General features: G+C 73.1%; 14 protein-coding genes. 9 read left to right on the top strand and 5 right to left on the bottom strand.

Annotated features, from left to right (window positions below; genetic code table 11):
* Window positions 1-11: 11 nt before the first annotated feature.
* Window positions 12-704 (bottom strand): DUF6000 family protein, encoded by a 693-nt coding sequence (locus ABTY59_RS00800; RefSeq protein ID WP_352016747.1) that lies wholly within the window; start codon window positions 702-704, stop codon window positions 12-14.
* Between the two features lie 83 nt (window positions 705-787).
* Window positions 788-1,900, bottom strand: coding sequence for a threonine synthase (locus tag ABTY59_RS00795; protein WP_352016746.1), 1,113 nt, complete (start codon window positions 1,898-1,900; stop codon window positions 788-790).
* Between the two features lie 181 nt (window positions 1,901-2,081).
* Between ABTY59_RS00795 and ABTY59_RS00790 the strand changes: the two genes are divergently transcribed.
* Both ABTY59_RS00790 and ABTY59_RS00785 read left to right on the top strand, forming a co-directional pair.
* On the top strand, window positions 2,082-3,656 hold the full coding sequence (locus ABTY59_RS00790; protein WP_352016745.1) for a S8 family peptidase: 1,575 nt from the start codon (window positions 2,082-2,084) through the stop codon (window positions 3,654-3,656).
* A 239-nt stretch (window positions 3,657-3,895) separates the two neighbouring features.
* Complete coding sequence (locus ABTY59_RS00785; RefSeq protein WP_352016744.1) at window positions 3,896-4,966, top strand: DUF4190 domain-containing protein; 1,071 nt, start codon at window positions 3,896-3,898, stop codon at window positions 4,964-4,966.
* 211 nt (window positions 4,967-5,177) lie between these two features.
* On the opposite strand, the gene ABTY59_RS00780 is transcribed toward ABTY59_RS00785, so the two are convergent.
* Entirely contained in the window at window positions 5,178-6,509 is a 1,332-nt protein-coding gene (locus ABTY59_RS00780; protein ID WP_352016743.1) for a glycoside hydrolase family 18 protein, read from the bottom strand.
* A 212-nt stretch (window positions 6,510-6,721) separates the two neighbouring features.
* Between ABTY59_RS00780 and ABTY59_RS00775 the strand changes: the two genes are divergently transcribed.
* The 6 genes from ABTY59_RS00775 (at window position 6,722) to ABTY59_RS00750 (ending at window position 13,925) form a co-directional block, all read left to right on the top strand.
* Entirely contained in the window at window positions 6,722-7,474 is a 753-nt protein-coding gene (locus ABTY59_RS00775; protein ID WP_352016742.1) for a GntR family transcriptional regulator, read from the top strand.
* 506 nt (window positions 7,475-7,980) lie between these two features.
* Window positions 7,981-9,714, top strand: a complete 1,734-nt coding sequence (locus ABTY59_RS00770; RefSeq protein ID WP_352016741.1) for a purine-cytosine permease family protein — start codon at window positions 7,981-7,983, stop codon at window positions 9,712-9,714.
* A 155-nt stretch (window positions 9,715-9,869) separates the two neighbouring features.
* On the top strand, window positions 9,870-10,049 hold the full coding sequence (locus ABTY59_RS00765) for an SPOR domain-containing protein (RefSeq protein ID WP_189800079.1): 180 nt from the start codon (window positions 9,870-9,872) through the stop codon (window positions 10,047-10,049).
* A 40-nt stretch (window positions 10,050-10,089) separates the two neighbouring features.
* Window positions 10,090-10,572 (top strand): (deoxy)nucleoside triphosphate pyrophosphohydrolase, encoded by a 483-nt coding sequence (locus ABTY59_RS00760; protein ID WP_403536210.1) that lies wholly within the window; start codon window positions 10,090-10,092, stop codon window positions 10,570-10,572.
* Between the two features lie 215 nt (window positions 10,573-10,787).
* Complete coding sequence (locus ABTY59_RS00755) at window positions 10,788-11,210, top strand: ATP-binding protein (RefSeq protein WP_352016740.1); 423 nt, start codon at window positions 10,788-10,790, stop codon at window positions 11,208-11,210.
* A 144-nt stretch (window positions 11,211-11,354) separates the two neighbouring features.
* Complete coding sequence (locus tag ABTY59_RS00750) at window positions 11,355-13,925, top strand: SpoIIE family protein phosphatase (protein ID WP_352016739.1); 2,571 nt, start codon at window positions 11,355-11,357, stop codon at window positions 13,923-13,925.
* A 35-nt stretch (window positions 13,926-13,960) separates the two neighbouring features.
* Here ABTY59_RS00750 and ABTY59_RS00745 read toward each other — a convergent pair whose 3' ends face one another.
* Both ABTY59_RS00745 and ABTY59_RS00740 read right to left on the bottom strand, forming a co-directional pair.
* Window positions 13,961-14,671 (bottom strand): PspA/IM30 family protein, encoded by a 711-nt coding sequence (locus tag ABTY59_RS00745; protein ID WP_352016738.1) that lies wholly within the window; start codon window positions 14,669-14,671, stop codon window positions 13,961-13,963.
* A 29-nt stretch (window positions 14,672-14,700) separates the two neighbouring features.
* On the bottom strand, window positions 14,701-16,818 hold the full coding sequence (locus ABTY59_RS00740) for a TPM domain-containing protein (protein ID WP_352016737.1): 2,118 nt from the start codon (window positions 16,816-16,818) through the stop codon (window positions 14,701-14,703).
* Between the two features lie 160 nt (window positions 16,819-16,978).
* Here ABTY59_RS00740 and ABTY59_RS00735 point away from each other — a divergent pair, with 160 nt between their 5' ends.
* Window positions 16,979-17,977, top strand: coding sequence for a glycoside hydrolase family 18 protein (locus ABTY59_RS00735; RefSeq protein ID WP_352016736.1), 999 nt, complete (start codon window positions 16,979-16,981; stop codon window positions 17,975-17,977).
* The last annotated feature ends 15 nt before the right edge of the window (window positions 17,978-17,992 follow it).

Below are 17,992 nucleotides of genomic sequence, written 5' to 3'. Positions count from 1 at the left end.
CCGGTGCGGCATCAGGGACGGGTCCAGCCGTCCGCGAAGTCGCACCGGAGGTCACTCGACCCGCGCAGGTTCGCCGGGGTGAACGCGGGGGACGCGCGCAGCCCGGACGACGCGCCGAGCCACCTGTCCCAGAGTCCGTCCGGGGTGAGGAACCGCTCGGCGTACGAGGTCCCCAGGGCGGCGTCGAGCCGCAGCAGGGAGCCGAGGGCCGTGGGCTGTTCGTACCGGAGGTCGGTACGGGGCAGGTAGCGGTCCAGGTAGGCGACGAGGAGCTCCGCGTCGGCACGGGTGCCGAACCTGGCGAGGGCGAAGCAGTAGGCCCCGCCCGCGTAGCAGACCTCGCTGGCCAGGAGCAGTTCGCCGAGCCGCTCGCGGAACCGGTCCCGCCGGTCCACCCCGATCAGCCAGGCCGCCGTGAACCGTGACCGCCACTCGTAGGCGAGCAGGGCGTCCAGCTCCCCGTCGGTGACGGCCGCCGCGTCCTCGACGATCCGGCGGACGAAGTCGTGGTCCGGCTGCTGCCCGGGCTGCAGGAAGCGGCCGCCGAGCAGCCGCAGATAGCGCGGGCGGCCCTCGCCCCGGGCGATCACGTACCGCTCCACGACGTCGCCGTGCCCGCTGTCCCGGGGGTCCCGCACGACGACCCGTCCGGCGGCGCCCGCCACGTGGGCCTCGACGCCGGTCACCTCTCGGCTGCTGCTCATGGGGCGCAGTCTGCCGGGGAACGGCGCCGGGCGGCCAGGCGTTTACGCCCCGTCCGTCCGTCAGGCCCGCGCCGGCCCGGGGCTCACGCGGCCAGGCCCGTCTTCGCGCCCGCGCCGCACAGCGGCACCACCGTGAGGCCGGGGCGCGGCGGGGCCGCGTTCACCGCGGCCCAGCAGGCCACGCCGGTCGCCTCCACGAAGAGGCCGCGGCGGGCCAGGTCCCGCTGGGCGGCGCGGATCTGGTCCTCCGTCACCGTCAGGAACGTACCGCCCGTCGCGCGGACCGCCCGCAGGATCTGGCGGGCGCGGGGCGGGGCCGGGATCGCGATGCCCTCGGCGAGGGTGGGGCGCGCGGCGGCCGGACCCGTGAGGTCGTCCGCGCCCGCGTGGAAGGCCTCGGCCAGCGGGGACACGGCCTCCGCCTGTACGGCGACGAGGGCGGGCCGGTTGTCGACGAGGCCGTGGCGGTGCAGCTCGTCGAGGGCGAGGGCGGCGCCGAGGAGCAGGGTGCCGTTGCCGACGGGGACGACGATCGTGTCCGGGAGGCGTCCGCCGAGCTCCTCCCACAGCTCGTACACGTAGGTCTTGGTGCCGTGCAGGAAGTACGGGTTGTAGACGTGCGAGGCGTAGAAGACGCCCGGCTCGTCGGCGGCCTCGCGCGCGGCGCGCGCCGTCGCCTCGCGGTCTCCGGCCACCTCGACGACCCGGGCCCCGTGTGCCCGGATCTGCTCCAGCTTCTTGGGGGAGGTGCCCTCGGGGACGTACACGACGCAGTCGAGTCCGGCCCGCGCGCTGTACGCGGCGATCGCGGTGCCCGCGTTGCCGCTGCTGTCGGCGAGGACCGTGCGGGGCTCCAGGCGGCGGGCGTGCGCGGCGAGCAGGGCGGCACCGCGGTCCTTGAAGGACAGGGTCGGCATGAGGAAGTCGAGCTTGGCCGAGACGGAGTCGTCGAGCCGGACGAGCGGCGTGCGGCCCTCGCCGAGGCTCACCTCGGGCCCGTGCGGGAGCGGAGGCAGTGCTTCCGCGTAACGCCACAGTGAATTCACGCGTGAGGCGAGTGACGGGAGGGGAACCGGCGCGCTCGTGAACACGAGGTCCCAGGGGCCGCGGCACTTCGGACAACACCAGGTGAGGGCGTCGACGGGGGACTGGATCCGGCAGCTGGGGCACTCGTAGGTGGTCATGACAGGAAGCATGTCACCCGCGTGGCAGGGGTGTTGCGGGTCTGTGCGAGCCCTTGTGTGATTCCTATGGATCAGTCAATCTTTCGCTCGGCAGCCGGACGTTCGAGACGGCGCGGGTCTCCGCGTCTTATTGACATGTCCATGTCTGAATCATGTCGTGCTCCTGCCTTACCCCCACGAGGAGGATCCCCACATGTCAGTGATGCGCGCGCCGCGTCGCAGGACCGCCACCGCGGCGGCCATAGCCGTCGCCGCCCTCGCCCTCGGCTCCCTCACCGCCCTCCCGGCCGCCGCCGCGCCGGGCGCCCCCGAAGGCGTCATCGAGAACGCCGGGGCCGAGGGCACCGTCCCGGGCAGCTACCTCGTCACCCTCGACGAGTCCGCCCAGGCCGAGACCGCCCAGGGGCGGGCCGTCGCCGCCAAGTTCGGCGCGAAGATCAAGCGGACCTACACCTCGGCGCTCAACGGCTACTCGGTCGAGCTCTCCGAGGCGCAGGCGAAGAAGCTCGCGGCCGACCCGGCCGTGACGTCCGTCGTCCAGAACCGCGTCTTCCACGTCGACGGCACCCAGCCCTCCCCGCCCTCCTGGGGTCTGGACCGGATCGACCAGAAGGCCCTTCCGCTGAACCAGAGCTACACCTACCCGGACTCCGCGGGCCAGGGCGTCACGGCGTACATCATCGACACCGGCGTCCGCATCACCCACACCGACTTCGGGGGCCGCGCCTCCTACGGCTACGACGCCATCGACAACGACAACACCGCCCAGGACGGCCACGGCCACGGCACCCACGTCGCCGGCACCGTCGCGGGCACGTCGTACGGCGTCGCCAAGAAGGCGAAGATCGTCGGCGTCCGCGTGCTCGACAACTCCGGCTCCGGCACGACCGAGCAGGTCGTCGCCGGCATCGACTGGGTCACGCGGAACGCCGTCAAGCCGGCCGTCGCCAACATGAGCCTCGGCGGCGGCGTCGACAGCGTCCTCGACCAGGCCGTCCGCAACTCGATCGCCTCCGGCGTCACCTACGCGGTCGCCGCCGGCAACGAGACCGACAACGCCGCGAACCACTCACCCGCGCGCGTGGCCGAGGCGATCACGGTCGGCGCCACCACGTCGAGCGACGCCAAGGCCGGCTACTCGAACTACGGCAGCGGCCTCGACCTCTTCGCCCCCGGCTCCTCCATCACCTCCTCGTGGGGCACCGGCGACACCGCCACCAACACCATCTCCGGCACGTCGATGGCGACCCCCCACGTCGCCGGCGCCGCCGCCCTCTACCTGGCGGACAACCCCACGGCGACCCCGGCGCAGGTCTCCACGGCGCTCGTGAGCGCCGCCACGCCGAACGTCGTCACCAGCCCCGGCAGCGGATCCCCGAACAGGCTCCTGTACGTCGGCGGCGGCACCACCCAGCCGCCCACGGGACCGAAGTTCGAGAACACCGCGGACTTCGCGATCAACGACAACGCGACCGTGGAGTCCCCCGTCACCGTCAGCGGCGTTACGGGCAACGCCCCCGCCGCGCTCCAGGTGCCGGTGAACATCGTCCACACGTACATCGGCGACCTCCAGGTCCAGCTGATCGCCCCCGACGGCTCGGCGTACACGCTGAAGGCCTTCGGCACCGGCGGCAGCACGGACAACATCAACACCACCTACACCGTGAACGCCTCCTCGGAGGCCGCCAACGGCACCTGGAAGCTGCGCGTCACGGACAACGCGAACCTCGACACCGGGAAGATCGACTCCTGGGCCCTGCAGTTCTGACGGTTGCGGTCCGGTACACGGCGTGAAACGGGGGGCGGTCGCCTGCGGGCGGCCGCCCCTTGCGTACGATGCGCGACCGAGCGTTTGTTCGCATCGCCCGTCCGCAACAGGAGCCCGTACTCGTGGAGCCGAGCCAGCCGAGCCAGCCGAGCCCGCAGCCTCAGCCGAGCCAGCCGCCCGCGCATCCCCCGGGGCGGCCCGGGGGATGGGCATCCCCGGGGCCGTACACCTCACCGGGGATGCCGTACGCCCCCTACGGGCCGCCGGGGATGCCCCACACCACCCCCTACGGACAGCCGCCGCGGCGCACCACCAACGGGCTCGCCATCGGCTCGCTCGTCTCCGGCATCGTCTGCTGCCTCCCGCCCCTCGGGCTGATCCTCGGCCTGGTCGCCCTCCGGCAGATCAGGCGGAGGAACCAGTCCGGCAGGGGGCTGGCCATCGCCGGCACCGTGCTCTCCGCCCTCAGCTGCCTGCTGCTCGTCCTCGGCCTCGCCACCGGCGGATTCAGCTCGGCGTGGAGCGAGTTCGAGAAGGGCGTGGAGGAGGCCTCCCGGTCGCAGTCGGCCTACGACCTGCGCGAGGGGCAGTGCTTCACCGACGGCAGCCAGGGCGAGGAGTACGCGACGGACATCGAGGTCGTCGACTGCGCCCGCCCGCACGACGGCGAGGTCAGCGGAGGCTTCGAGCTCACCGGCATCGCCAAGTGGCCCGGGGACACCGCGATCGAGGGCATCGCCGAGCAGCGCTGCGAGGAGGCCAACCTCGCGTACGCGATGGACACCTGGGCGATCCCCCGGGACGTCGGGACCTCCTACTACCAGCCCAGCAGGGAGAGCTGGCGCCTCGGCGACCGCATGGTGACCTGCGTGCTCGCCGGCGACAAGCCGTTCTCGGGCTCGGTGCGCTCCGACGCGAGCCGACTGACCGCCGACCAGGAGCACTTCCTGCGGAGCGTCAACCCGATCGAGACCGTCGGCCGGCAGGAGCCGGAGGAGGACCCGGACGAGGACTTCGAGGTCAACCGGCGGTGGGCCGGAGAGCTGATGGCCGCGATCGACGGCGCACGCGCGGGCGTCCGCGAGCACGACTGGCCCGGCACGTCCGAGGCCCCGGTCGCGGCGCTCGGCAAGGAGCTCGACACGGCCTCGAAGCGCTGGGGCGCGCTGGCGCACGCGGCCGACGCCGACGCCTACTGGGCCGCCTACGACGCCGCCTGGGAGGCCCTTCCCGAGGACCTGGGCGCCGAGGCGAGGGCCGCGCTCGGGCTCACGGGCACGCCGCCGGCGGGCGAGGGCACCGAGGCCTGAGCCGCCGCCGTACGCGAACGGGGCCGGGCTCCCTGGTGGGGCCCGGCCCCGCCGTGTGCGGACCGGGGACGGTGGACCGGGGACGGCGGCCCGTGACCGACCGCCGTTCCGGATCACCGTGAGCGGCGGGGTGCCGGTCCGCGGCTCATGGGGCGCGCAGAGGCGCGAGGGGGGTGTCCGGCCCTGACCGGTACGACACCCCCTGGGGACGTCAGCGCCGGGTCAGGCCCCGGTCGATCGCGGTGATCAGCTCGCCGTCCGCGGTGTCCCCGTCGAGGGACCAGACCATCGCGCCGCCGAGCCCGCGCTGCCGGACGTACGAGGCCTTGGTCCGCAGGACGGTCGGGTCGTCGTACGTCCACAGCGTCGTGCCGTCGAAGAGCCAGGCGTCGCCGTTCTTCGGGCCGCGGTACAGCTTGTACGTGCCCGAGTCCGCCAGCTTCCTGAGGTTCTCGTAGTCCTCCGAGCCGGCCGTCCAGGTCGCCGGGGCGGGGCCGGACGCGGGCTGCCCGAGTCCGTCGCCGCCGCCGGTCACGCCGGTCCAGCCCTGGCCGTAGAACGGCATGCCGACCACGAGCTTGTGGGCGGGGGCGCCGCGCCGCAGCCAGGCCCGGACGGTCTGGTCGACGCTGAAGTCGTCCTTCGCGAAGAGCGCGGACTGCTGGGCGGTGGTCTTCTCGCCGGAGACGTGGAAGTCGTAGCCCTGCAGGTTCACGAAGTCGAAGTCCCGCATGATCCTGGCGACTTCGAAGCCCGCGTCGATCTTGGCGGGCGCGGTCGGCACGTACGCGCTGAGCTCGTAGTGCCTGCGCTGCGCCCGCGAGCGGCCGTAGGCGTCGAGCTGTGTGCGGAACTCCCGTACCAGCTTGGTGAAGTTGGTCTTGTCCTCGGGCCGGATCACGTTCCCGGGGGCGCCTTCGGAGCCGGGCCACTCCCAGTCCAGGTCGACGCCGTCGAAGAGCCCGGCGGCCGCCCCGGCGCCGCCCCGGGCGCCGTCGACCGGAAGGTCTCCCTTGATGTACGTGTCGATGCAGGAGGCCACGAGGGCCTTGCGGCCGGCGTCGGTGCGCACCGCGTCGGAGAAGTGCGCGGAACCGCTCCAACCGCCCAGCGAGATCATGACCTTGAGGCCGGGGTGCTTCGCCTTGAGCTCGCGCAGTTCGTTGAAGTTCCCGGCCAGTCGCTGGTCGGCGGTGTCACCGACGCCGTCGACGGAGTTCGCCGCGTCGACGGGGCGGACGTAGTCGGCCCAGGGGTCCGAGCCGGGGGCGTTGCCCATGAGGCACCTGCCGTCGGGACCGATCACGCCGAAGGCGTAGTTGATGTGGCTCAGCTTGGCGGCGGTCCCGCTCGTCTCCAGGTCCTTGACCTGGAAGTTCCTTCCGTAGATGCCCCATTGGGTGAAGTAGCCGATCCGCTTGAGCCCGGGCGCGTGTCCGGGCCGGGGGTGGGCGTCGGCGGCGGGGGCCAGGGTGGCGAGGAGGCCGAGGGCGGCCGCGGCGGCGGTGCCGAGGGTCAGCTTGGTCAGGACTCTGGGGCGCATGGGCTCGTTCCTGTGCGAGGCGGGATGGAGCGTGCGGGCAGGAACTTATTGGTCTGGACCAATAGGGGTCAAGGGGTGTGCGCGCATCTCTCCGGGGTGACCCGGGGTGGTCGGGATTGTCATCACTTCGAGTGAAACTCTGGCCCATGCTTGCGGATCGCGACCCTCGGTTGTCAGTCTGTAGCTGTCAGTCAACCTGAGGGGAGTGTCCAGTGACGTTCGGTGAGCAGCCCGCCTATCTGCGCGTGGCGAGCGATCTGCGGGAGAAGATCGCCAACGGCTCGCTTCCGCCGCATACCCGCCTCCCCTCGCAGGCGCGCATCCGCGAGGAGTACGGGGTGTCGGACACCGTCGCGCTGGAGGCCCGCAAGGTGCTCATGGCCGAGGGGCTCGTGGAGGGGCGCTCGGGCTCGGGGACCTATGTGCGCGAGAGGCCCGTCCCGCGCCGGATCGCCCGCTCCGGCTACCGCCCCGTGTCCGGCGCCAGCCCGTTCCGCCAGGAGCAGGCCGCGGAGGGGGCCCGCGGCACCTGGGAGTCGCGCAGCGAGCAGGAGCCGGCCGGCGTCGAGGTGGCCGAGCGGCTCGGCATCGAACCGGGGGAGCGGGTGATGCGCACGCGGTACGTGTACCGGGACGGGGGCGAGCCCATGATGGTCTCCACCTCCTGGGAGCCCCTCGCCGTCACCGGCCGGACGCCGGTCATGCTGCCCGAGGACGGCCCGCTGGGCGGCTGCGGGGTCGTCGAGCGCATGGCGGCCATCGACATCGTCGTGGACAACGTGGTGGAGGAGGTGGGGGCCCGGCCCGGCCTCGCCGAGGAACTCCTGGCCCTCGGCGGCGTGCCGGGGCACGTGGTCATGGTCCTGGAGCGGACGTACTACGCCTCGGGCCGCGCCGTGGAGACGGCCGACGTCGTCGTCCCGGCCGACCGCTACCGCGTCGCCTACCACCTGCCGGTCAGGTGAGCCCTGGTCGGTGGGGCCCGGCCGGTGAGTCCTGGCCGGTGAGTCCTGGGCGGTGGGACCTGGGTGGTGGGACCTGGCCGGTGAGTCCCGGGACGGTGAGGCCCGGTCGGTGAGTCCGGGTCGGTGAGTCCGGGTCGGTGAGGCCCGGTCGGTGAGTCCGGGTCGGTGAGTCCGGGTCGGTGAGTCCGGGTCGGTGAGTCCGGGTCGGTGAGTCCGGGTCGGTGAGTCCGGGTCGGTGAGGCCCGGTCGGTGAGGCCCGGGACGGTGGGGCCCGGTCGGTGAGCCCCCGGGGCGCCCGTCCGGGGACGGTTCCGGAATCGGGGGAGGTCCGGGGCGTCAGCCCCGGCGATCGTTCAGCGGATCCCGGCGTCCGGGTGGGTTACCGCGAGTTAACGGGGCGTCAGCTCGCGTAACCGCCCGGCAACGGCCCGTCGCCGCCGGGCGACACGCACGGCTCCTACCTTCCTCGTCCGTACCCGCGACCCGGTCGGACGACAGGAAGCCCCATGACGGACACGGTCACCCCACCCACCCCGGAACCGGAGGCGGTCCCCGCGCCGCCGCCCACCGGCCCCCGCCGCAGCTACGCCAGGCTCGCCGCCGACGAGAGCCGTGAGGACTACTCCCTGCGGTACGCCCCGCACTCCTTCCGCCGATGGTCCCCCGGGACCGTCGCCGGCACCGCGCTCGGCGGCATCGCCTACCTCGCGGACTTCGCGATCGGCGCCTCGATCGTCTTCACCTACGGCTTCACCAGCGGCCTCGCCTCGATCCTCACCGCCGCCGCCGTCATCTTCCTCACCGGCATCCCCATCGCCCGCGCCTGCGCCACGTACGGCCTGGACATGGACCTCATCACGCGCGGCGCCGGGTTCGGCTACTTCGGCTCCACGCTCACCTCGCTGATCTACGCCTCCTTCACCTTCATCTTCTTCGCGCTCGAAGGGTCGATCATGGCCCAGGCCATGCACCAGGCCGTCGGCCTTCCCGTGCAGATCGGCTACCTCGTCACCACCCTGATCGTCATCCCGATCGTCTTCCGGGGCATGGGCGCCCTCGCCAAGGTGCAGGCCTGGACCCAGCCGATCTGGCTCATCGGCCTGGTGCTGCCCTTCGTCGTGCTCGCCTTCGAAGCCCCCGACGCCTGGGGCGCCTTCACCTCCTTCGGCGGCACGGAGGGCGCCGGCGCCGGCTTCTCGTGGATCGGCTTCGGCCTCGGCACGGGCGTCGCGCTCTCCCTGATCGCCCAGATCGGCGAGCAGGCCGACTATCTGCGCTTCATGCCGGCGAAGACCGAGACGAACAGGCGCCGGTGGAACCTCGCCGTGCTCGCCGCCGGACCCGGCTGGGTCGTGATCGGCGCGGCCAAGCAGCTCGGCGGCGCCCTCCTCGCCTTCGTCGCCCTGGAAGCCGTCGGCAAGACCCACGCCCTGGAGCCGATCGCCCCGCAGATCGAGGCGCTCAGGCCCTGGCTCGGCTCGCTCGCGCTGCCCGCCGCCGCGCTCTTCGTGATCGTCTCCCAGATCAAGATCAACGTCACCAACGCCTACAGCGGCTCGCTGTCCTGGTCGAACTTCTTCTCCCGCGTCACCCACCGGCACCCCGGGCGCGTCTGGTACATCTTCCTCAACCTCGCCATCGCGCTGACGCTGATGGAGATGAACATGTTCGCCGCCCTGAACAAGCTGCTCGGGTTCTACTCCAACGTCGGCATCGCCTGGATCACGGCCGTCGCCGCCGATCTCGTCATCAACAAGCGGGCCGGCTGGAGCCCCCCGTACATCGAGTTCAAGCGCGCCTATCTGTACGCCGTGAACCCGGCCGGCTTCGGCGCCATGGTCATCGCGTCCGTCGTGTCGATCCTCGCCTTCTTCGGTCTCTTCGGCGACTACGCCGAGGCCTTCTCCACCTTCATTGCCGCCGGTCTCGCCCTCGTCCTCTGCCCGCTCATCGCGTGGGCGACCCGGGGCCGCTACTACCTGGCCCGCCCCAACACGGTGAACGGCCCCGGAGCCGAGGTCGCCGACGAGCGGGCGACCCACACCTGCGCGGAGTGCGAGACGGCCTACGAGCTGCCGGACGTCGCCGACTGCCCGGTGCGGTCCGGGCCCGTCTGCTCCCTGTGCTGCTCGCTCGACGCCACGTGCGGAGACGCCTGCCGCGAGGACCCCGGGGGCGCGGGCCGGGGCCCGGTCCTGATGCCGGTGCCCACCGTCCCCACGGGGGCGCCCGGGGTGTGACCTTCGGCCTCCCTCCGTCGGTTCCCGGCCGATCCGTGCCTCTTTGTGAAAACCCGTATCCGCTGTGTGAAGGTCAGGCGTAAGCTCCGGCATATGCGGATTGCGGTTTCCCGGAGACCCTCAGCGGCACCCGGACCGGCGGAGGGAGAAGCCTGATGACCGACAGCGGCCCCGTCCTTCCCTGGCTCGTCATACGGCAGGACGACAACGGCAACCGCTACCGAGTGGGGCGGTACGCGACCAAGGACGAAGCCCAGAAGATCGCGGACAGTCTCGACGACCGCGGCCACAAGCAGCTCTACTGGGTCGAACGCATCGGCACCCCCGCCCTCTGACCCCGGCGGGCACCGAGCGGGCCGGGCTACCCTCGCGCCCATGACCGAACGCACCACCGACCACACCGCGCCCCACGAGTCCCACCGCGACGCCGGCCCCGGCCAGGGAGCCGGCGTCGTGGTCGTCGCGGGCGCCCTGTACGACCGCGGCCGACTGCTCGCCGCGCGCCGCAGCGCCCCCGCCGAACTCGCCGGCCGCTGGGAACTGCCCGGCGGCAAGCTCGAACCGGGCGAGAGCCCGGAACAGGCCCTGGTCCGCGAGCTGCGCGAGGAACTCGGCGTGGAGGTCGAGCCGGGCGAGCGCATTCCCGGCGAGTGGCCGCTGAAGCCCGGATACGTCCTTCGGGTGTGGACCGCCCGGCTGCTCTCCGGTGAACCGCGGCCCCTGGAGGACCACGACGAACTCCGCTGGCTCACCCGGGACGAGCTGGAGTCCGTGGACTGGCTCGACCAGGACCGCCCCGCCGTCGCCGAGGCGGCGCTGAGACTCCCCGCGGGCCCTGCCGACGGAGCACGCGGCTGATCCCCAGCGGATCCTGCCGCCGGAGCGCGCGGTGATCCCCCCGGGGGCCCTGCCGCCGGAGCGCGCGACTGACTCCCTACGCCGTTCGTGCCACCGTGCGCCCGCTCACGCCCCCGGCGGGATATCCCGCCCCAAATAGCGGGTATGTCCAGAATGACCCCCTGGGAGGGGGCATGGGCCTTCCTGCTGACGCACGGCTGGGGAAGTGATCGGGTGTGATCGACACCGACGGCGACCGCGCGGAGTGGAACTTCCCGGCGGAGGCGAACGCCGTGCGCACGGCTCGCCACGCGGTGCGCGAGACCCTGCGTGCCTGGGAGCTCGACACGGCCCTCGGCGATCTGACCGTCCTGCTGGTCAGCGAGCTGGTGACCAACTCCCTGCGGTACGCCTCCGGCCCCATCGGGGTGCGTCTCGTCCGCCCCCGCTCCGACGGCGCCGACCCGGCGCATCCGCCGGCGCTCCTGGTGGAGGTCTCCGATCCGCTTCCGGATCCCCCGACCGCGCGGGCCCCTGGACCCGAGGACGAAGGGGGTCGCGGGCTCGGTCTCGTGGCCTGTTCCGCACGCCGCTGGGGAACCCGTAGAGGAAGGACGGGCAAAACCGTATGGTTCGAGCTGGCTCTCCCTGGTGAGTAAACAGGGTGGGACAACGATCACCGGTACTCGGCGAGGGACGAACGAGACCACCCTGTGATCGTGAACGTCGTGCCGTCGGGGCCTGCCGTATTGAATACTGCGGGCATGGCCGGTCCGGTGCGGTGAGCTGGAGGGGACGGTCGCGTGAGCGAGATACCTGAGACGGCGAGCGGCGGCGTCGTGTGGCAGAGCAGCCCGCCCGGCTCGATCTATGACTACATCCGGGTGGCCTCCTTCTCGATCGGGCCCGACGGCCTCGTCGAGCAGTGGAGCCGACGGGCCGTGGACCTCTTCGGGGTCACCGCGGAGGAGGCCAGGGGCAAGGACCCCGTCGAGGCCTTCATGCCCGCCGACCTGCGAGAGCGCGGTCACCGCCGGGTCAAGGAGATCCTCGACGGCAAGGAGTGGACCGGCCTCGTCCCGTTCCGCATGCCGGGCGAGGACCGACCCCGGGGCATCGCCGAGATGTACGTCATGCCGAGCGAGACCCAGACCGGGGAGCGGGCCGCGCTGTGCATCGTCGTCGACGTGCGCGCCCTCCGCCGCATCGAGACGGACCTCGCCGCCTCCCAGGCGATATTCGGCCAATCCCCCTTCGGCTTCCTTCTCTTCGGCACCGACCTCACCGTGAAGCGGGCCAACCGGCGCTTCGCCACCGTCTTCGGCGGCGAGGCCGACGACCACCGGGGCCGGACCGTCCACGACTACCTGGGCCGGGCCGAGGCCGACCGGATGACCGCCGCCCTCCGGCGGGTCCTGGAGACCGGCGAGTCCGTCACCGACTTCCAGATCGTCGGCGCCGCCCCCGGCGCCCGGGACCGCCGCCACTGGTCCATCAACCTCTACCGCGTGCACAGCGGTTCCGGCCGCCCGATCGGCGTCGCCGGGCTCGGCATCGACGTCACCCGTCGCCACAACGCGGCCCGGGAAGCCGCCAGCGCCCGCCGCAACCTGGCCCTGCTCAACGAGGCCGGAGCCCGCATCGGCAACTCCCTCGACCTGGAGGCCACCGCCCGCGAGCTCCTCGACGTCGCCGTCCCCGGCTTCTGCGACCTCGCCTCCGTCGACCTCTACCAGGGCCTCCTCACCGGCGACGAGGCTCCGCCGGGCCGCTGGGGCAACTCCCACGACGTCGGCTACGGGGCGGGCAGCGCCGAACTCCGCAGGGTCGCCTTCGCCAGCGCCGTCTCCGACACCCCCCTCAGAACCGACGAGGGCCACGGCCCCGGCAGCGGGTGTTGCGGACCCGTGCCCATCGAGGTCGGGGCCGTCCACCGCTACCCCTTCAACTCGCCCTGCGCCGGAGCCCTGCGCACCGGACGCATCCGCACGGTCCCGGGCTCCGAGGGCGACCTCGTCCAGTCCACCCTGGTCGTCCCGATGGTCGCCCACGACACGGTCGTCGGCCTCGTCCAGTTCTCCCGCACCAAGGGCAGCGAGCCGTTCGGGGAGCGCGACCGCGCCCTCGCCGTCGAACTCGCCGCCCGCGCCGCCGTCTGCATCGACAACGCGCGCCTGTACCGCCGCGAGCACGAGCGGGCCCTGATCCTCCAGCGCAGCCTGCTCCCGCCCGGCGACCCCGAGGCCGCCGGCCTCGACATCGCCTGCCGCTACCTCCCCGGCACCGCCGCCACCGAGGTGGGCGGCGACTGGTTCGACGTCATCGAACTGCCCGGCCACCGCACCGCGCTCGTCATCGGCGACGTCATGGGCAGGGGGCTGCGCGCCGCCGTCGCCATGGGCGAACTCCGCACCGCCGTCCGCACCCTCGCCCAGCTCGACCTGGAGCCCGCCGAGGTCCTCTCGCACCTCGACGAGATCGCCCGCGGCCTGGGCGCCCCCATCGGCGCCCAGCAGTCCCGCGCCCACAAGAACCGGGGCCCCGAACTCTCCGAGGTCTACCTCGCCACCTGCGTCTACGCCGTCTACGACCCGGTCACCCGCCGCTGCACCTTCGCCAACGCGGGGCACCTCCCGCCGGTCCTCGTCGAACCGGGCGAGGCGGCCCTGCTCCTCGACGTCCCCCCGGGGATGCCGCTCGGCGTCGGCGGGGAACCCTTCGAGGAGGTCGAGGTCGAACTCCCCGAGGGCGCGCTCCTCGCCCTCTACACCGACGGGCTCGTCGAGTCCCGCGACCACCCCCTGGACGAGGGCCTCCAGGCCTTCCGGCGCGCCCTCACCGACCCGGCCCGCCCCCTGGAGGACGTCTGCGACCGGGTCCTGACCAGCCTGAACACCGGGCACGGCGAGGACGACATCGCCCTCCTCATGGCCAGGATCCAGGGGCTGCCCAGCGAGGCCGTCGGCGACTGGCAGCTGCCCAGGGAACCCCGCTCGGTCGGCCGGGCCCGCGAGCTCGCCCGCGCCCAGCTCGCCGCCTGGGACCTCGAACCCCTCGTCGACACCGTCGAACTCCTCGTCAGCGAGCTCGTCACCAACGCCCTGCGCTACGGCGAGGGCGAGATCCGGCTCCGTCTGCTGCGCGACCGCACCCTCGTCTGCGAGGTCTGGGACGCCGGCCTGGTCCAGCCGCGCCGCCGCAGGGCCCGGGACACCGACGAGGGCGGCCGCGGCCTCCAGCTCGTCGGGCTCCTCTCGGCCTCCTGGGGCTCGCGCCGCACCCCGCGCGGCAAGACGGTCTGGTTCGAACTGGACCTGCCGGACGGCGAGGGCGCGGCGGAGCCCACGGTGGAACAGCTCCTCAGCATGTTCTGACCAGGACTCCGACACAGACGCGAGGAGCCGTCGGATCAGCCCTTGAGCGCGGCCAGCCGGGCCTCGATCTCGGCGCTGTCGCCGAGCGCGTCGAGCTGCTCGAACTGGGCGTCCAGCGAGGAGGCGGCCAGCTCCTGCTTGCCGAGCGCCTTCGCCTCCTCCCGGCGCACCTTGTCCTCGAAGCGGCTCAGCTCGCTCGTCGGATCGAGCACGTCGATGTTCTTCACGGCGTCCATCATCCGGTTCTGCGCCTGGGCCGACGTGGCGCGGGCGACCAGCTCGTCGCGCTTGGCCTGGAGTTCGCCGAGCTTGGCCTTCATCTGGTCGAGTCCCGCCTTGAGCTTCCCCACGACCTCGGTCTGGGCGGCGATCGTCGGCTCGGCGGTCCTCGCCTCCTTCTCCGACTGCAGCTGGCGGCCCAGCGCCACCTTCGCCAGGTTGTCGAAGCGGTCCGCCTCCGCCGTCTGCCCGCCGGCCCGCAGCTCGTCCCCCTTCCTGCTGGCGGCGAGCGCCTTGCCGCCCCACTCCTTCGCCGCGTCCAGGTCCTCCTGGTGGTCCTGCTCCATCAGCCGGAGGTTGCCGATGGTCGCGGCCACCGCCTCCTCCGCCTCCGCGATGTTGTTCGCGTAGTCGCGGATCAGCTGGTCCAGCATCTTCCGCGGATCCTCCGCCTGGTCGAGGAGGGCGTTGATGTTCGCCTTCGCCAGCTGGGTGACCCGGCCGAGGATCGTCTGCTTGCTGCTCATCGCTCTGCTCCTTGGAGAACTCGTGGAACTCAGAAACGGCCTCCGCCGCCCAGTCGGCCGCGCGTGCCGCTGCCGCCGAAGCTGCCGGGCCCGCCGCCGAAGCCTCCGCCCCCGATCCCCCCGCCACCACCACCGGAACCTCCACCGAAACCCCCATGTCCGCCTCCCCGTCCCCCACCGAACAATCCGCCGAGGATGATGCCGCCGAGCACCGCACCGCCGAGCCCGCCGCCACCGCTTCCTCCCACCCCTGTTACACCGCCCAGGCCGTTCGGGTTCCCATACCTCCGGACGTCCTGCTCGGCGACCTCCTGCGCCCGCCGGGCCAGCGCGTCCGCCTGCTGCGCCTCCACGAGCGCCGTCTGCGGGTCGTCGTCGGCCGCCAGTGACCGGGCCTTCTCCCAGCGGCGCTGGGCCTCGGCGAGGCGCGTACGGGCCTCGCTGCCCACCGCGCCCCGGTGCGTGGTGATGTAGTCGGAGGCCGCGCCGATCGCCGAACGGGCCGTCAGCATCACCTGATCGAGGAGCGCGCGGGCGCGCCGCGTGCCCGATTCGCGCTCCCGTGCGCCCTCCAGCGCCTCGTCGAGCACCGCGTCGGCCTCCTCGACCCGGCGCAGGGCGTCGATCGGGTCGTACCGCCCGGCGTCCACGACGCGCCGGACCTCGGCGATCACCGACTCGGCGCGGGCGATCCGGCCCTGGAGATCGGCCGTGGACACGCCCTCGGCGGTCCCCCGCAGCAGACCGCGGGCCTCCGCCAGGTCCGCGTCCGTCTCCGCGAGCGCGCCCGTCAGCTTCCCCACGGCCTCCGCCAGCTCCTGGGCCCGTCGGTCCACCGCCTCGATCAGCCGGGCCGCCTGGTCCACGGCGCCCTCGGCGGCCCGGATGTGGACGGCCGCCGCGCCGTTGTCACCGGCGTCGATCTGCTGGCGGGCCTGGTTGACGTGGGTCGTCGCGAACACGAGCCGGTCCTTCGCCTGCTCGACGTCACCGGCGACGGGCGCGGCGGCCGACTCGGCGTACCGCTCGCGCATCGCCGTCAGCGCCGCCCCGGCCGTCCCGATCCGCCCGGTCTGCTCGCGGAAGGCCGCCTCGACCGTGTCCAGCGCCTGCGGTGCCGTGCGCTCCAGGGCCCGGAGGCGGTCGAAGTCCTCCGTCTCGGCGTCGAGCCGCGCGTTCGCCTCGGCGCAGCGGCGCAGGATCTCGTCCAGCATGCCCCGGCGGGTCGAGTCGTCCTCGGGGAAGGAGTCGTCGAGTTTCTGCCGCAGCCGGAACGAGGCCGTCAGCTGTTCTCCGGCGAAGTCGACCGCCTCCGTGAAGGGGCGGACGGCCTCCTCGCCGAACTGGGCCGACGCGAAGCCGAGTTCCTCCCGGCTGGTGCGGACGGCGTCGTCGGTGGCGACCAGGGTCCGCCGGGCCTCCCCGTCGAGCTCGTCGAGTGACGGTGGCGCGGTCTCCGTGGGAGGGCCCCATCCCTGCCCGCCGCCGGGCGTGGTGCGGGTCTCGGCGCGCCGCCGCCGTTTGGTGTACGCGTACGCCGCCACGGCCGCCGCGCCGCCGACGAGGACCACGGGCAGCACGAGGTCGGTCGCCGAGGTGCCGTCGTCGGCGGCGGCGCCGGGGTCCGCCGGCCCGGGGGTGATCGTCGGGGTGGGCACGGGCCGGCCGGCGAGGACGGCGTCGTAGCCGTTCGCCGCGCCGATGGCGGCGCCGGCCCAGTCGTTCTGCCGCAGGGCCGGTTCGATCGCGGTCCGCGCGACCTCGTCGAGCTGGGCCTGGGTGAAGCGGGAGCCGGGGTCGGCCGAGTAGCCGTACTGCCGGTCGTGGGTGGCCACGGCGAGCAGGACGTCGTCGAGACCGAGCGCGTTGCGCTCCGCGGTGGCGTCGGCCCAGCTCTGGCCGGAGCGCCCGGAGAAGTCCCGTACGTAGACGACGAAGAGCTGCACGCGCCGGTCCTCGTAGAGCCGTTCGAGGGCCTGGACCACGGAGGGGCGGCGGTCGCCGAGCGCGTCCACGCGGTCGGTGATCTGGCCGTCCCGGGACAGGACGACGGGGTCGTCGGCGTGGGCGCCGTGTACGGCGGGCACGAGGAGCCACCACGCCGCCACCAGCACCGCGAGGAGGGCTCGGGTGGCTATTCGCGTCACATGGGGGAGGTTATGTCCGGGTATCGCCGCCCGCGACCGGACCTGTGCGGCCTGCAACTGTTCCCCTCGCCCGAACGTCACTGTCGGTAGCCGCCGCTACGGTGGTTTCCAGTGACGCGACGGCTCTTGGGGGGCTCGGGTGGACGGACGGCTGAGGCGTGTGTGGAGGCGGGGGCGCTGGTTCGCCCTCGGCCTGGTCCTGCTGCTCGTGGTGCCCCCGCTGTTCGGCGCCCTGGCCCTGCGCGTCAGCTACACGGGCGACCTCAGGGACGACGCGCGGACCCGGGGCAAGGACGCCTTCTGGATCGGGCACGCCTGGGTCGACGGACGGAAGAAGGACGCCGACCTCACGGCCCTCGCCGCGCGGCTGAAGGACAGCGGCATACGCGACCTGTACGTGCACGCCGGGCCCCTGGAGCACGACGGGACCCTGAGCGCGGCGCAGTACCCCCGCGCCCGATGGCTGATCGACGGCGTGCACCGCGCGATGCCCGGGATACGCGTCCAGGCCTGGCTCGGCGACGTCCTGGCCACCGAGGGGCCCGTGGGGCTGCGCCTGGAGGACGCCGGGTCGCGCCGGGCCGTCGTGGGGTCGGCCCGGCAGGTCCTCGACGCCAGCTTCGACGGGGTCCACTTCGACCTGGAGCCGCTGCTCTCCGACGACCGCGACTACCTCTCGCTCCTCGACGACCTCGGGAAGCTGACCCGCTCCAGAAAGGTCCCGCTCTCGGTCGCCGCCCACCAGATCGACCCGCTGCCGGGCCTGCACGCGGTGAACGGCGCGCTCAGCGGGAGCGAGAAGTGGTGGTCGCAGGAGTTCTTCGGCGAGGTCGCCCGGCGCGTCGACCAGATCGCCGTCATGTCGTACGACACCTGGATGCCGCTGGAGAGCCTGTACGGCGGGTACGTCGCCCAGCAGACGGCCCTCGCCCTCGACGTCACACCGGAGTCCACGGACCTGCTCATGGGCCTCCCCTTCTTCCACGAGGACGACCTCGGCCACCACGAGAACGCGGAGACGGTCGCCGCGGCGGTCAAGGGCGCGAGACTCGGCCTGGGCCGCACCGACCCCGGCCGCGAGCGGTTCGGCCTCGCGCTGTACGTCGACTTCGCCGCGAGGGAGGGGGACTGGGCCGCCTATCGCGAGGGCTGGCTCTGAGCGGGCCGCCGCCCG

It is taken from the genome of Streptomyces sp. NPDC096079, assembly GCF_040303145.1.
Lineage (GTDB): Bacteria > Actinomycetota > Actinomycetes > Streptomycetales > Streptomycetaceae > Streptomyces.
This window is presented reverse-complemented; position numbering and strand designations above follow the sequence as displayed.

Bases quoted from the DNA above. Each gene is read 5' to 3' on its own strand.
- ABTY59_RS00800 (WP_352016747.1), bottom strand. From the start codon at position 704: ATGAGCAGCAGCCGAGAGGTGACCGGCGTCGAGGCCCACGTGGCGGGC.
- ABTY59_RS00795 (WP_352016746.1), bottom strand. From the start codon at position 1,900: ATGCTTCCTGTCATGACCACCTACGAGTGCCCCAGCTGCCGGATCCAG.
- ABTY59_RS00790 (WP_352016745.1), top strand. From the start codon at position 2,082: ATGTCAGTGATGCGCGCGCCGCGTCGCAGGACCGCCACCGCGGCGGCC.
- ABTY59_RS00785 (WP_352016744.1), top strand. From the start codon at position 3,896: ATGCCGTACGCCCCCTACGGGCCGCCGGGGATGCCCCACACCACCCCC.
- ABTY59_RS00780 (WP_352016743.1), bottom strand. From the start codon at position 6,509: ATGCGCCCCAGAGTCCTGACCAAGCTGACCCTCGGCACCGCCGCCGCG.
- ABTY59_RS00770 (WP_352016741.1), top strand. From the start codon at position 7,981: ATGACGGACACGGTCACCCCACCCACCCCGGAACCGGAGGCGGTCCCC.
- ABTY59_RS00765 (WP_189800079.1), top strand. From the start codon at position 9,870: ATGACCGACAGCGGCCCCGTCCTTCCCTGGCTCGTCATACGGCAGGAC.
- ABTY59_RS00760 (WP_403536210.1), top strand. From the start codon at position 10,090: ATGACCGAACGCACCACCGACCACACCGCGCCCCACGAGTCCCACCGC.
- ABTY59_RS00745 (WP_352016738.1), bottom strand. From the start codon at position 14,671: ATGAGCAGCAAGCAGACGATCCTCGGCCGGGTCACCCAGCTGGCGAAG.